Source organism: Promicromonospora sp. NPDC052451, from assembly GCF_044547525.1.
In the GTDB taxonomy this organism is placed as follows: Bacteria; Actinomycetota; Actinomycetes; order Actinomycetales; family Cellulomonadaceae; genus Promicromonospora.
The window spans coordinates 410,254-423,756 of the sequence record NZ_JBIUAP010000004.1 but is presented as its reverse complement, the minus strand read 5'-3'; the positions used below and the strand labels follow the sequence as shown (position 1 = coordinate 423,756).

Annotated in this window: 8 protein-coding genes; 4 read left to right on the top strand and 4 right to left on the bottom strand. The window is 72.5% G+C overall.

The annotated features are described in order from the left end of the window. Positions 1-28: 28 nt before the first annotated feature. Both ACIG47_RS09820 and poxB read right to left on the bottom strand, forming a co-directional pair. Positions 29-430, bottom strand: coding sequence for a RidA family protein (locus tag ACIG47_RS09820; protein WP_397418354.1), 402 nt, complete (start codon positions 428-430; stop codon positions 29-31). 52 nt (positions 431-482) lie between these two features. Then, positions 483-2,216, bottom strand: coding sequence for a ubiquinone-dependent pyruvate dehydrogenase (gene poxB / locus ACIG47_RS09815; protein ID WP_397418356.1), 1,734 nt, complete (start codon positions 2,214-2,216; stop codon positions 483-485). Between the two features lie 460 nt (positions 2,217-2,676). On the opposite strand from poxB, the gene ACIG47_RS09810 reads away from it, so the two are divergent. Next, positions 2,677-3,681 (top strand): squalene cyclase, encoded by a 1,005-nt coding sequence (locus tag ACIG47_RS09810; protein WP_397430639.1) that lies wholly within the window; start codon positions 2,677-2,679, stop codon positions 3,679-3,681. On the opposite strand, the gene ACIG47_RS09805 is transcribed toward ACIG47_RS09810, so the two are convergent. Further along, positions 3,654-4,637: a hypothetical protein gene (locus tag ACIG47_RS09805; protein WP_397430638.1), complete on the bottom strand. Its 984-nt coding sequence runs from the start codon at positions 4,635-4,637 to the stop codon at positions 3,654-3,656. The two genes, ACIG47_RS09810 and ACIG47_RS09805, sit on opposite strands and share 28 nt — an antisense overlap. A 45-nt stretch (positions 4,638-4,682) precedes the next feature. Next, positions 4,683-5,546 carry a LysR family transcriptional regulator gene (locus tag ACIG47_RS09800; RefSeq protein WP_397430637.1) on the bottom strand — a complete coding sequence of 288 codons (864 nt, stop codon included), beginning with the start codon at positions 5,544-5,546 and terminating at the stop codon, positions 4,683-4,685. Between the two features lie 148 nt (positions 5,547-5,694). On the opposite strand from ACIG47_RS09800, the gene ACIG47_RS09795 reads away from it, so the two are divergent. The 3 genes from ACIG47_RS09795 (at position 5,695) to ACIG47_RS09785 (ending at position 13,292) form a co-directional block, all read left to right on the top strand. Next, positions 5,695-6,570 carry an oxidoreductase gene (locus ACIG47_RS09795; RefSeq protein ID WP_397430636.1) on the top strand — a complete coding sequence of 292 codons (876 nt, stop codon included), beginning with the start codon at positions 5,695-5,697 and terminating at the stop codon, positions 6,568-6,570. A 176-nt stretch (positions 6,571-6,746) separates the two neighbouring features. After that, positions 6,747-9,527 (top strand): hypothetical protein, encoded by a 2,781-nt coding sequence (locus tag ACIG47_RS09790; protein WP_397430635.1) that lies wholly within the window; start codon positions 6,747-6,749, stop codon positions 9,525-9,527. A gap of 372 nt (positions 9,528-9,899) precedes the next feature. Beyond that, positions 9,900-13,292: a CARDB domain-containing protein gene (locus tag ACIG47_RS09785; protein WP_397430634.1), complete on the top strand. Its 3,393-nt coding sequence runs from the start codon at positions 9,900-9,902 to the stop codon at positions 13,290-13,292. Positions 13,293-13,503 lie beyond the last annotated feature (211 nt).

Genomic DNA, 13,503 nt, shown 5'->3' with positions numbered 1-13,503 from the left:
TGGGCGTCGCCGGCGCGGGACGGTGACGTCAGCGCACCACCGCCGCGATCGCGCTGACCTCGATGAGCGCGCCCGGGACCCCGAGTCCGGCGACACGGGCTCCGAGCACCAACGGCGGCTCCTCGGCGGCCAGCAGCGGCGCGATCGCGCCGTAGGCGGCCGCGAGGTCGACGCCGTCGACGAAGAGCACCGTCCACTGCACCACGTCGGCGTAGGTGGCACCGGCCGCCGCGAGTGCGACGCCCGCGTTCTCCAGGGCGCGGACCGACTGCGCCGCGACGTCGCCGGCACCGACGAGCGCGCCGTCGGCGTCGACGGCGTTCTGGCCGCCCACGTAGATCGTGGTCGCACCGGGCGGGACGACGGCGACGTGGCTGAAGGCGGGGCTGGCGACGAGCCCCTCGGGGCGGAGACGCTGGATCGAGGTCATGTGCCCGATGCTCGCACGAGCCACTGACACTGCCGGCGCGACCGGCTCGCGGTCAGCCGAACAGCCGCCGGAACACGTTCGTGTCCGCGAGGTCCACCAGCTCGTCGCCGCGCCCCGACAGGATGGTGCGGATCGCGTACAGCGTGAACCCCTTGACCTGCTGCGCCGTGATCGCCGGCGGGATCGACAGCTCCTGGCGCGCCGTGACGACGTCGACCAGGGCCGGGCCGTCGTGCTCGAACGCCGTACGCAGGGCGCCCTCCAGGTCGTCCGGCTGCTCGACGCGCTGGCCGTGGATGCCCACCGCGCGTGCGACGTCGGCGAAGCTCGGGTTGTCGAGATCGGTGCCGAAGTTCACGAAGCCCGCGGCCTTCATCTCCACCTCGACGAAGTTCAGCGACGAGTTGTTGAACACCACGATCTTCACCGGCAGGCGGTTCTGCCGCAGCGTCAGCAGCTCACCGAGCAGCATCGCGAGCCCGCCGTCGCCGGCCAGGGCGATCACCTGCCGGTCCGGGAAGGCCGACTGTGCGCCCACGGCCTGCGGCAGGGCGTTGGCCATCGTCCCGTGGTTGAAGGACCCGACGAGCCGGCGTCGGCCGTTCATCGTCAGGTAGCGGGCCGCCCAGACGACCGGGGAGCCGACGTCGGGCAGGAACACCGCGTCGTCGTCGGCGAGCTCGCTGACCAGCCGTGCCACGTACTGCGGGTGGATGGGCTCGCGGTTGCGGTCGTTGTCCGCGAGGTCGTCGAGGTCCTTGCGGGCCCTGGCGTAGTGCTTCAGGCAGGAGTCGAGGTGCTTGTGGTCCCGGTGGTCGTCCAGCAGGGGGAGCAGGGCGTCGAGGGTGTCACCGACGTCGCCCACCAGGGCCAGGTCCACGGGAGTGCGCCGGCCGAGCTGCTCGCCGCGCAGGTCGACCTGCACGATCTTCGCCTTCGACGGGTAGAACTGCTGGTACGGGAAGTCGGTACCGAGCATCAGCAGCGCGTCGCAGCTCTCCATGGCGCGGTAGCCGGAGGAGAAGCCGAGCAGGCCCGTCATGCCCACGTCGTACGGGTTGTCGTACTCCAGGAACTCCTTGCCGCGCAGCGCGTGCACGATCGGTGCCTTGAGACGGCCGGCGAGCTGGAGCACCCGGTCGTGGGCGCCCTGCGTGCCCGCGCCGCCCAGGATCGTGACCCGCTTGGCGGCGTTCAGGATCTCGGCCGCCTGCCGCAGCCCGTCGTCGTCGGGCCGCACCACGCTGCGCGACGCCCGGAGGGGCGCCGACCTCCTGCGGTCCGCGCCCTCGGCCAGGAAGATCTCGCCCGGCACGACGACGACGGCCACACCGCGCCGCTCGACCGCCGTCCGCATCGCGATCTCCAGCACCCGCGGGAGCTGCTCGGGCGTGCTCACCAGCTCCGTGTAGACGCTGCACTCGCGGAACAGCTCCTGGGGGTGCGTCTCCTGGAAGTAGGTGCTGCCGATCTCCACCCCCGGGATGTGCGCCGCGATGGCGAGCACGGGCACCCGGCTGCGCTGGGCGTCGTAGAGCCCGTTGATCAGGTGCAGGTTGCCCGGCCCGCAGCTGCCCGCGCACACCGTGAGCTCGCCGGTCAGCGCCGCCTCCGCGCCCGCCGCGAACGCCGCCGCCTCCTCGTGCCGCACGTGCTGCCACGTGAGCCGCTCGCTGCGGCGGACGGCGTCGGTGAACCCGTTCAGGGAGTCGCCCGGCAGGCCGTAGACCCGTTCGACGCCGGCGTCCTCGATGATCTCGACCATGGTCTCGGCGACGTTCGGCATGCATGCTCCCGTCTCGGCTGCGGCTCCCACCGGCGACCCGGCCAAGGCCGGGCCGGCAGGTCCACCCGAACCTAAGCCCGCCCCGGGGAGGTCGCAACGCCGCCGGCCGCCGGGTCTCCTGGCTGCTGGCCTCCTGGCCTCCTGGGTTCCTGGGTTCCTGGGTTCCTGGCCTGCTGGCCTGCTGGCCTGCTGGCCTGCTGGCCTGCTGGCCTGCTGGCCTGCTGGCCTCCTGGGTTCCTGGCCCGCCTGGCCTGCCTGCCTGGCCTGTCTGGCCTGTCTGGCCTCCCGGCCTGCAAGGCCCCGCTGACCTCGGTCAGATGCACCGGTCCAGGAGCGCAGGTCGGTCGCTTGCCTCGAGATCGGTCCATCAGCGGACCGATCTCGAGGCAAGCGACCGAACACGCCGGGGCAGTCGGTGCACATGACCGATGTCAGGGGCCCGCCCGGCCTACCGTGGGGTATGACCTCCTCGCGGACACCCGGCGCCGTCCTGGCCTGGCTGCTCGACAGCGACCCCGCCCTGCGCTGGCAGGTCGAGCGGGACCTGGCGGGCGAGCCCGACGCCGTCTGGCAGGCCACACGGGCCCGTGTCGCCACCGAAGGATTCGGCGCACGCCTGCTCGCGCTCCAGGACGACGCCGGCACGTGGGCCGGCGGAGCGTTCTTCCCGGCCGGCTTCGACTTCCACGGCCCCGAGGCCCAGCCCGGCGCCGGGCAGCCGTGGACGGCGACCACGTGGTCGCTCACCAGCCTGCGCGAGTGGGGCGTGCCCGCCCGGGTGCTGGGGGACACCGCAGCGCGCATCGCGGCGAACGCCCGCTGGGAGTACGACGACCTGCCCTACTGGGACGGCGAGGTGGACGCCTGCATCAACGGCTTCACCCTGGCCAACGGCGTGTGGCTCGGGGCGGACGTCGGCGGGATCGCCGACTGGTTCGTCACCCACCAGGCGGCCGAGGGCGGCTGGAACTGCGAGTGGGTCGAGGGGTCGACCCGCGCCTCCGTCCGCTCCACGCTCAACGGGCTCAAGGGCCTGCTGGCGCACGAGGCGGCCACCGGTGGCACCGACGCCACCCGCGAGGCGCAGGCCCGCGCCGAGGAGTACCTGCTGGCGCGGCACCTGATCCGGCGGCTGTCGACCGGCGAGCCGTTCGGCGACTGGGTGTTCCGGCTCGCCTACCCGTTCCGCTCGTTCTACGACGTGCTCAGCGCCACCGACTACTTCCGTGCTGCTTCGGTGCTGCGCGGCACACCACCCGACCCGCGGCTGGCGGACGCCGTCGAGCACGTCCGCGCGCAGCGCCGGCCGGACGGCACCTGGCTCCAGGCCCGCCGCCACCCGGGGCGGGTGTGGTTCGAGGTCGACGTGGACGCCGGGGAGCCGTCGAGGTGGCTGACGTTCCACGCGGCCCGGGTGCTGGCCTGGTGGGACACGGCTCAGGTCGGGTCGGGGCGCGAACCCTGATGGGGGCGAACGTCAGAACGCAGCGAGACACGTGGCAACGGCCGGGGCGACCGTCGAAGGCGCCGGCTGATGCTCTCGTAGGAGCCCGCTGACGGGTCGGGGCTCGCCCCGAGCGGCCGTGGCTCGACGTCGAACAGCAAGGTCTGCTGCAACGGTTCCAGTCCGCTCGTGTCGCCTGACAAACCCATGGATTCCAGAGCCTGGAACGAGGTGCCCGCCCGGTCGAGGGAAGCCAAGGACGGCTCCTCACGGCACGCGGCGTCGAGCGCCGCGAACTCGTCCGCCGCCCTCCTGAGGAATGCGGCGCACGACGCAGGGAGGGGGTTGAGGCCGACCTCGATCCGGCGCTGGTTCAGCCCGGCCTCCGCCGAGTCCCATCGGGTGGGCAGCTGCCCGCACAGTCCGGAGACGTGGCGCAGCTCGGCGTTGACCTCGCGGGTCAGGTGGGTGAACCTGACGGCCTGCGTGAGTCCAGAACCAGCCGGCAGCGCCCGGGCACGGCAGAGGTCCAGCATGTGGGGTGCGAGACGTGCCGCCTCGCCCCAGGCGGCCTCGATCAGGTCCCACTCGCGCCGAGACATCCGGGCGACCCGACGGCGCTCTGCGACGTCGTCCTGGTGTTCTGCGAGGCGCCCGACGACGACGAGTGCGAACGGCACCGCGAACAGGAGCCCCGTCAGCGAGGACAGCAGGTTTGCCGCGAACCCCAGCCCGTCCCACCAACCGCGCAGGTCCCCGGCGAGGCCGACGATCGAGAGCGCGGCCCCGGCCGGCGGCAGCGTGAGACAGACGGCGCGCGTCGAGGTCGGAAGCTCGGCCCATGCCGACGCCAGCGGCCGTCCGCCGGGACGCGCTCGGTGCGCTCCGGCGTCCTGCGGCCCGGTTGGTTCGCGAAGGTCCAGTTCCCACGTGAGGTGCCTGACCACCTCGTCATCGAAGCAGAGCACCGCGGTCATGTCGAGGCCCCCGGGCTGCACGGGGACCGAGCGCCCGAGGGGCCCCTACCGGGCGCTCGCGGCCAGCCCCGTCGCGGTGTCCACCAGGTCGTCCAGCGCGGCCGACCGGACGCCCGCGGGCCAGGCGAGCAGCGTCGTCACCTCGGGGGCGTCGACGACGGGCACCGCCACGTGCTCCGGCCACTGCCAGGCCCGGCTGGACCCCGGGATGACCAGCAGCGTGCGGCCGAGCGCGACGAGCTGCGCGAGCTGGGACTGGCTGCGCACCTCGGGGCCGGGGCCGGGCGGGTAGGTGCCGTCGTGCAGCGGCCAGCGCGCGATGGGCAGGTCGGGTACGTCGCTCACCTCGGCCAGGGTCAGGCTGGTGCGTGCGGCCAGCGGATGGGTGCCGGGCACGATCGCCACCTGCCCCTCGGTGCGGATCTCGACGGTGTCCAGGCCGGTGAGCACGTCGTAGGGGGCGTGCACGATCGCGACGTCGGCCTGCCCGCTGCGCAGGAGCTGGTGCTGCCCGCCGATCTCGCACAGCAGCACCTCGACGGGGGCGGCGCCGGGACGGGCGGCGTGGGCGTCGAGCAGCTCCTTGAGCAGCTCGTGCGCGGCACCCGCCTTCGTCGCGAGCACCAGGCCGGGTTCCGGCGTCGCGGCCCGGCGGGTGCGGCGGGCCGCCGCCTCCACGGCGTCGAGGGCGACCCGGGCCTCGCCCAGGAGCGTCCGCCCTGCGGCCGTGAGGGACACGCCGCGCCGGTCCCGGTCGAGGAGCACGACGCCGAGGCGCCGTTCGAGCTGCTGGACCGCGCGGGACAGCGGCGGCTGGGCCATGTTCAGGCGCTCGGCCGCGCGGCCGAAGTGCAGCTCCTCCGCCACGGCGACGAAGTACCTCAGCTCACGCGTCTCCAGTGCGTCCATGAGCGCAGGATATCGGTGATACCCGCGGGGTATCAGGACCGATCGAACCGGTCTTGGACGCCGCGCCGGTGCGGGCCGCACGATCGACGTGGGGCCGGACGGCGGCAGACCGCTCGCCCTCCGCGACCCCCTGACGGAAGGCCACCACGTGAGCACCACCACCCCCACCCTGCCCGGCGGCACCTGGACCCTGGGCGACATGACCGTCACCCGGTTCGGCTACGGCGCCATGCAGCTCGCCGGCCCCGGGGTGCTGGGCCCGCCCGCCGACCGGGACGGCGCGCTCGCCGTCCTGCGCGAGGTGGTCGAGCTCGGCATCACGCACGTCGACACCGCCGGTGCCTACGGCCCGTGGATCACCAACGGGCTCATCCGCGAGGCCCTGCACCCGTACCCGGACTCGCTGCACGTGATCACGAAGGCCGGGGCCACCCGGGACGAGCAGGGCGGATGGCCGGTCGCCCGCCGCCCGGAACAGCTCCGCGCCCAGGTCCAGGGTGACCTGGAGTCGCTCGGGCTCGACGCCCTGGACCTCGTCCACCTCCGGCTCGGCAACGGGCAGGGGCGGCACCAGGAGTCGCTGGCCGAGGCGTTCGAGACCATGGTCGAGCTGCAGCAGGAGGGTCTGGTGCGGCACCTCGGCCTCACCAACGTGACCGCGGAGCAGGTGGCCGAGGCCCAGGCGATCGCGCCGATCGTGAGCGTGCAGAACATGTACAACCTCGCCTACCGGGACGACGACGAGCTGATCGACCGGCTCGCCGCGCAGGGCATCGCGTACGTGCCCTGGTTCCCGCTCGGCGGGTTCAGCCCGCTGCAGTCCGAGGCCCTGACCGCCGTCGCGGAGCGTCTCGGCGCCACCACGATCTCGGTCGCGCTGGCGTGGCTGCTCCAGCGTTCGCCCAACATCCTGCTGATCCCGGGTACGTCGTCGATCGCACACCTGCGGCAGAACGTCGCCGGTGCGGGTCTCGTGCTCGGGCCGGAGGACGTCGCGGAGCTGGACCGGATCGGCGGCCGGTAGGGAGCGCCGGCTACGGCATTCGATCACTATCGATCAGAATGTTGACCGTGTTACGGGGTCCGTCCTAGGTTCTGGCCAAGCAGAGCGCGGAGCGGCGGCCTCAAGCGATCAGAAACGATCATCGCTGATCGCCGCTCCGTGCGCCGTTCCCAGTCAACGACGACGGAGAGTGCCTCATGCCACGTCCGCACCCCCGCACGGCCCGATCCACGGCCGTCGCCGCAGCCCTCGCGCTCGCCGCGGGTGGCCTCCTTGCCCCGTCGGCCAGCGCGAGCGCCCCGCGCGGGCCGGCCGCGGCCGCGCCGTCGGCCACCGTGCTCGGTCCGACGGGCGATGCCGCCGCGCTGCCCGTGCTCCGCCTCGACGATCCGTCGATCGACTGGCGCGAGCTGCTGGTCGACGGCGACGACGTCGAGCGCCGCGCCGACGGCACCGCGTACAACACGTTCGGCGGGTTCGGCTCGGTGTCCTGCAACAACACCAGCAAGCTGCTGCTCGACTACAAGGAGGAGCAGCCCGAGGCCTACTGGCGCATCATGCGGATGCTCTTCGACCCGGTCACGGGCGCGGGGCTCAAGCACATCAAGGTGGAGCTCGGCGCCGACAGCAACTCGTCGTCGGGCGCGGAGCCGGCCACCAAGCGCAGCGCCGACGAGCCCGCGAACGTGCTGCGCGGCGCCGGCTTCCACTTCATCGCCGATGCGCTGTCGATCAACCCGGACATCGAGACCGAGGCCCTGCGCTGGGGCGAGCCGTCCTGGACCGGCAACGATCCCGTGAAGCGCTACCAGTGGTACAAGGAGACCATCGACGCCGCGTACGACACGTTCGGTGTCGAGCTCGACTGGATGAGCCCGTCGCAGAACGAGGTGCGGGGCAGTACGTATCAGGCGGCCGAGCTGGCGTGGACGGTCCAGTTCGCGCAGTGGCTGGAGCGGGACGCGGCGGCGCCGGACGCCCGCTACGACTACTCGCACATCAAGATCGTGGCGCTGGACTCCTACCGCGAGGGCGACGCCGTCGCGGCGCGCATCCTGGCCGACCCGGCGGCCCTGGAGCAGATCGACGCCCTCGGCTACCACTACGACATCGTGGGCGGCCCCAATGTGACCCGGCTGAACAAGGAGTTCGGCAAGGAGATCCTGTACTCCGAGGGCGTGGCCCCGATGATCGACCCGCAGTACCGCCTGTCCGCGGACCCGTCCCGCGGCGGCGTCGGCGGCACGGTCTCGGCCGCCGACATCGCGGACCGGTTCATCAACGCCTACCGCTGGAGCGGCGCCGGGAGCGACCCGGCGCACATGACCACGTTCCTGTTCCAGCCCGCGGTCAGTGCCATGTACGAGGGCACGCAGTACTCGCCCAAGCACCTGGTGCGGGCCTCCGACCCGTGGTCGGGCTACTGGGAGGGCGACGTCGGCCTGGTCGCCGTGCGGCACTTCCACCAGTTCGTCGGCGACGGCTGGGAGTACGTCGAGGGCGCCACGGGCGGTGACGGCACCAAGGGCGACGGCGGCACCAATGTCGACACGTCCACCCGCACGGTCCTGACCGCCCGCACGCCCGCCGACGCCGACGGCGCCGCCCAGTGGTCCCAGGTGCATGCCAACAACACCCGCACCGACCGGTACTTCGAGGTCAAGGTGGCCGACCTGGGGGAGCGCGGCCGCCCGCTGTACGCGTGGGAGACCCGCGGGCCGGACGCCGGCCAGGAGCACGACGCGAACTACTTCCAGAACACCGGCGTCTACGAGCCGGTCCGCACGGAGACGATCGACGGCGTCGAGCACGACGTCTACCAGGTCGAGGTGCCCGCCTACTCGATCGTCACGCTGTCGACGCTCGCGCACGGCACCTCCGGCGCGACGGCCGAGTACGTGCCGGGCGACCTCGCGCCGGCCGCGGAGGACACCATCCTCCCGCTGCCCTACCGCGACGACTTCGAGTACGACGGGTACCCGGTCACGACCGTCGGCGGGCGTGAGATGACCTACCTGGAGCGCCGCGGCGGCACGCCGCGCTACACGGCGGACCAGGACGGCGCGTTCGAGGTGGTGGACACCGGCCGTGGGCACGTGCTCCAGCAGCAGATCCACGCGGGCAACCGCGGCTTCACCTGGAACGTCTGGGGCAACGGCCGGCAGGACGTGCTCCAGACGGCGGCGCCGTCCACGGTGCTGGGCGACCACCGCTGGGCCGACTACGCGGCCGCCGTGGACTTCCGCCTGGACGGCGTGGACCGCGACGCGAGCCTGGCGAACTACGCGGGACTCGGCGTGCGGCAGACGTACGCGCGCGGCGGTGACCAGGCCACGTACGCGGTCCGCGTGCACGAGGACGGCCGGTGGCAGCTCCGCAAGCTCGACCAGGTCGTGGCCTCGGGTGCGGTGGCCGGGTTCGACGCGGCCGCGTGGCACCGGCTGGCCGTCGAGGCGCGTGGGAACGTCGTCACGGCGACGCTGGACGGTGTCCGGCTCGGGCAGTACACGGACTCGTCGGCCAACCCGGTGCTCGCGGGGCGGATCGCGCTGACCAGCGGGTTCTACAACACCCGCTACGACAACCTCGCGGTGACGCCGGTCCAGGGGTACGCGTGGGCCTCGGAGAAGATCGACGACGCCGACGCGCGCCTGACCTACCCGGACGGGTTCACGTTCACACAGGCCGGGTACGCCCACTTCAACCGGACGCAGCACGTGCTGGCCGCGGGCCGTTCCGTGACCGTCCCCTTCCGGGGCACGGGGCTCAACCTCTTCGGCGCCACGGCTGCGGCCACCCTGGAGGTGCGGGTCGACGGCGGCCCGCCGCGCACGGTGCAGGTGGGGCCGGCCGGCACGCGCGAGACGTCGTACTGGCTGCGCGACCTCGGCAACCGTCCCCACACGGTCACGGTCCGGGTGGTCAGCGGCACGTACACGCTGGACGGCGTGGACGTGCTGACCCCGGGTCGCCCCTGACCAGCACGGCCTAGAGGCACCGCGAGCTCGGTCGGTTGCCTCGAGATCGGTCCATCGGCGGACCGATCCCGAGGCAACCGACCGAGCTCGCGTGCGTTGCGGAGCGTGTCGCCGGCTCTTGACGGCCCGGATTCGCCCTCGTAATATCCAGACCGCAAGACTGCAAGAAATTGACAGACAACGAGCACAAAGCAGTGCACGTGCTGCAACTCTTCACTCTCGCCTCCGGTGTGCCGGCTCCTCGCGGGTTGGTTCGGTGGCGCCGACCCGACCCACCCAGGACGTCGACGCGGACCAGCCGGTCGTGCCGTCGTCGGGCGACGCAGCCCGCGGGTGGACGACGCCCGCCCCGGCGGGAGAACGAGGACGTTCATGAGAATCCCCTGGAAGCACACGGTCGTGGCGAGCGCCGCGCTGGCACTGGTCGCCCCGCTCGGCCTGGCCGCCGTCGCACAGGCCGCGGACGCCACGAACCTGGCGCTCGGCGCGCCGATCACGGCGTCGTCCGTGACGCAGGACTACGTGGCGGGCAACGCCAACGACGGGAACACCGGCACCTACTGGGAGGGGGCGGGCGGGCAGTACCCGGCGCACCTCACGGTCGACCTCGGTCGGGAGGCCGACGTCGACCGCGTCGTCGTCACGCTGCCGCCGCCCGCGGCCTGGTCGCCGCGCACGCAGACGTTCAGCGTGCTCGGCCGGTCCGACGGCGAGTCGGCGTTCCGGGCGCTCAAGGCCCCGACCGCCTACGCGTTCGACCCCGCGAGCGGCAACCGGGTCGAGATCCCGCTCGACGGCGCGGCCGACGAGGTGCGGCTGGCGTTCACCGCCAACACCGGCGCGGGCAACGGCCAGGTCTCCGAGCTGCAGGTGTGGGGCACCCCCACGGGCGACCCCGACCCGACCGATCCCACCGACCCGCCGGACCCGACCGGCACCAACTACGCCGCCGGCCGCCCGGCGGTCGCGTCGTCGGCCGAGTGGACGTACGTGGCCGCGAACGCCGTGGACGGGCAGGCCGGCACCTACTGGGAGGGCGCCGGCGGGCAGTACCCCGCCACGCTCGACGTCTCCCTGGCCGCACCCACGCAACTCGGCAGCGCGCGCGTGCGCCTCAACCCGGACGGCGCGTGGGGTCCGCGCACCCAGACGTTCTCGGTCTGGGGGCGCACCGGCACGGGTTCCTGGCAGGAGCTCAAGGCCTCGGCCGGCTACGCCTTCGCGCCCGCGACGGGCAACCTGGTGGACATCCCGCTGACGGGCACCGTGACGGACGTGCGCCTGCGGTTCACCGGCAACACCGGCGCAGGCAACGGGCAGGTCGCGGAGCTCGAGGTCTACGGCGCCCCGGCGCCGAACCCGAACCTCACCGTGACCGCGGTGACCACCGCCCCGGCGTCGCCCACCGCGACCACGCCGGTGACGCTCACCGCGACCGTCAAGAACACGGGCGACCTCGCCTCGGCGGCCACGACGCTCGACGCGAAGGTCGGCGGCAGCACGGCCGGCTCGGCCGACGTCGCCGCGCTCCAGCCCGGCGCGACCGCCCAGGTGGAGGTCGCGGCCGGCACCCGTCCGGCCGGCGAGTACACGGTGGGCGCCGTCGTCGACCCCGACGACGAGGTCGCCGAGCAGGACGAGACCGACAACGCCTTCACGGCCCCGGCCAAGCTCGTGGTCGGGGAGGCGCCCGGGCCCGACCTGGAGGTCGTGTCGGTGTCCTCGGACCCGGCCAACCCTGCGGTCGGCGCGGCCGTGTCCTTCTCCGTGCAGGTGCGCAACCGCGGCGACGAGCCGGTCGCGGCCGGCTCGGTCACCCGCGTGGTCGCGGGCTCGACCACCCTGAGCGGCACGACGCCGGCCGTCCCCGCGGGCGGCACCGTCACCGTCACGCCGTCCGCGACGTGGACGGCGACCAACGGCGGCGTCACCGTGACCGCCACGGCCGACGCGACCGACGTCGTCGACGAGACCAACGAGGACAACAACACCGGCACGCTCGCGGTGACCGTGGGGCGCGGCGCCGCCGTGCCGTACACCACGTACGAGGCCGAGGACGGGCAGTACACCGGCACGCTCCTGGAGACCGACCCGCTGCGCACGTTCGGGCACACCAACTTCGCCACCGAGTCGTCGGGCCGCGAGTCGGTGCGGCTGACCAGCACGGGCCAGTACGTGCAGTTCACGTCCACCACCCCGACCAACTCGATCGTGGTGCGCAACTCCATCCCGGATGCCGCCGGCGGCGGGGGACAGGAGAAGACCATCAGCCTCTACGCGGACGGCCAGTTCGTGCAGAAGCTGACGCTCTCCTCGAAGCACTCGTGGCTGTACGGCACCACCGACCAGCCCGAGGGCCTCACGAACACCCCGGGCGGCGACGCCCGGCGCCTGTTCGACGAGTCGCACGCGCTGCTGGGCCGGTCGTTCCCGGCAGGGACGGAGTTCAGGCTGCAGCGTGACGCCGGGGACGACGCCGCGTTCTACGTCATCGACCTGGTCGAGCTGGAGCAGGTCGCGCCGCCCACCGCCAAGCCGGCGGAGTGCACCTCCATCACGGAGTACGGGGCCGTGCCGAACGACGGCCTCGAGGACACGGCCGCCATCCAGGCCGCCGTCACGGCCGACCAGGAGGGCGAGATCGACTGCGTGTGGATCCCGGCGGGGCAGTGGCGCCAGGAGAAGAAGATCCTCACGGACGACCCGCTCGACCGCGGCACGCACAACCAGGTGGGCATCAGCGACGTCACGATCCGCGGCGCGGGCATGTGGCACTCGCAGCTCTACAGCCTGATCAAGCCGCACCTCGCCCCGGGCGTCATCAACCACCCGCACGAGGGCAACTTCGGGTTCGACATCGACGACAACGTCCAGATCTCCGACATCGCGATCTTCGGCTCGGGCGACATCCGGGGCGACAACGGCCAGCAGGAGGGCGGCGTCGGCCTCAACGGGCGGTTCGGCCAGAACACGAAGATCACCAACGTGTGGATCGAGCACGCGAACGTGGGCGTCTGGGTGGGTCGCGACTACTCGAACATCCCCGAGCTGTGGGGGCCGGGCGACGGCGTCGAGTTCTCCGGCATGCGCATCCGCAACACCTACGCGGACGGCATCAACTTCAGCAACGGCACGCGCAACTCGCTGGTGTTCAACTCCTCGTTCCGCAACACGGGCGACGACGCGCTGGCCGTCTGGGCCAACCCGTACGTCAAGGACCGCAACGTCGACGTCGGCCACGACAACGCGTTCCGCAACAACACCGTCCAGCTCCCGTGGCGCGCCAACGGCATCGCGATCTACGGCGGCTACGACAACACAGTCGAGAACAACCTGGTCTACGACACCATGAACTACCCCGGCATCATGCTGGCGACCGACCACGACCCGCTGCCGTTCTCGGGCACCACGCTGATCGCCAACAACGGCCTGTACCGCACGGGCGGGGCGTTCTGGAACGAGGACCAGGAGTTCGGGGCGATCACGATCTTCCCGCAGACCCACGACATCACCGGGGTCACCATCCGCGACACGGACATCGTCGACTCCACGTACGACGGCATCCAGTTCAAGAACGGCGGCGGCAACATGCCCGACGTCCGGATCACGAACGTGCGGATCGACCGGTCGAACAACGGCTCCGGCATCCTCGCGATGGCCGGTGCCCGTGGCAACGCGATCCTGTCGAACGTGACCGTCACGAACTCCCGCGACGGTGACATCGAGAAGGAACCGGGCTCGCCGTTCACCTTCACGGGGCAGTAGGGCCGTAGGCAGGGCCTCTGCCGCCGTCGACCCCGTGGGCGGCGGTCTCGTCCGCACCGGTGAGCGCCGATCGGTGCGGACGGCCGGAGGCCCGTGTGACGAGGTGCCGGGTGGGGTGCACCGTGTGTGCCTGAGCGTCGCGGATGCCGGCTCAGCCGAACGATTCGGCAGGGCCGGCATCCGCGGCGTACAGGTGAACGTGGTTCGGCCC

What these genes read in the sequence shown, in the direction of transcription:
- ACIG47_RS09820 (WP_397418354.1), bottom strand. Translation starts at nt 430, where the DNA reads ATGACCTCGATCCAGCGTCTCCGCCCCGAGGGGCTCGTCGCCAGCCCC.
- poxB (WP_397418356.1), bottom strand. Translation starts at nt 2,216, where the DNA reads ATGCCGAACGTCGCCGAGACCATGGTCGAGATCATCGAGGACGCCGGC.
- ACIG47_RS09810 (WP_397430639.1), top strand. Translation starts at nt 2,677, where the DNA reads ATGACCTCCTCGCGGACACCCGGCGCCGTCCTGGCCTGGCTGCTCGAC.
- ACIG47_RS09805 (WP_397430638.1), bottom strand. Translation starts at nt 4,637, where the DNA reads ATGACCGCGGTGCTCTGCTTCGATGACGAGGTGGTCAGGCACCTCACG.
- ACIG47_RS09800 (WP_397430637.1), bottom strand. Translation starts at nt 5,546, where the DNA reads ATGGACGCACTGGAGACGCGTGAGCTGAGGTACTTCGTCGCCGTGGCG.
- ACIG47_RS09790 (WP_397430635.1), top strand. Translation starts at nt 6,747, where the DNA reads ATGCCACGTCCGCACCCCCGCACGGCCCGATCCACGGCCGTCGCCGCA.
- ACIG47_RS09785 (WP_397430634.1), top strand. Translation starts at nt 9,900, where the DNA reads ATGAGAATCCCCTGGAAGCACACGGTCGTGGCGAGCGCCGCGCTGGCA.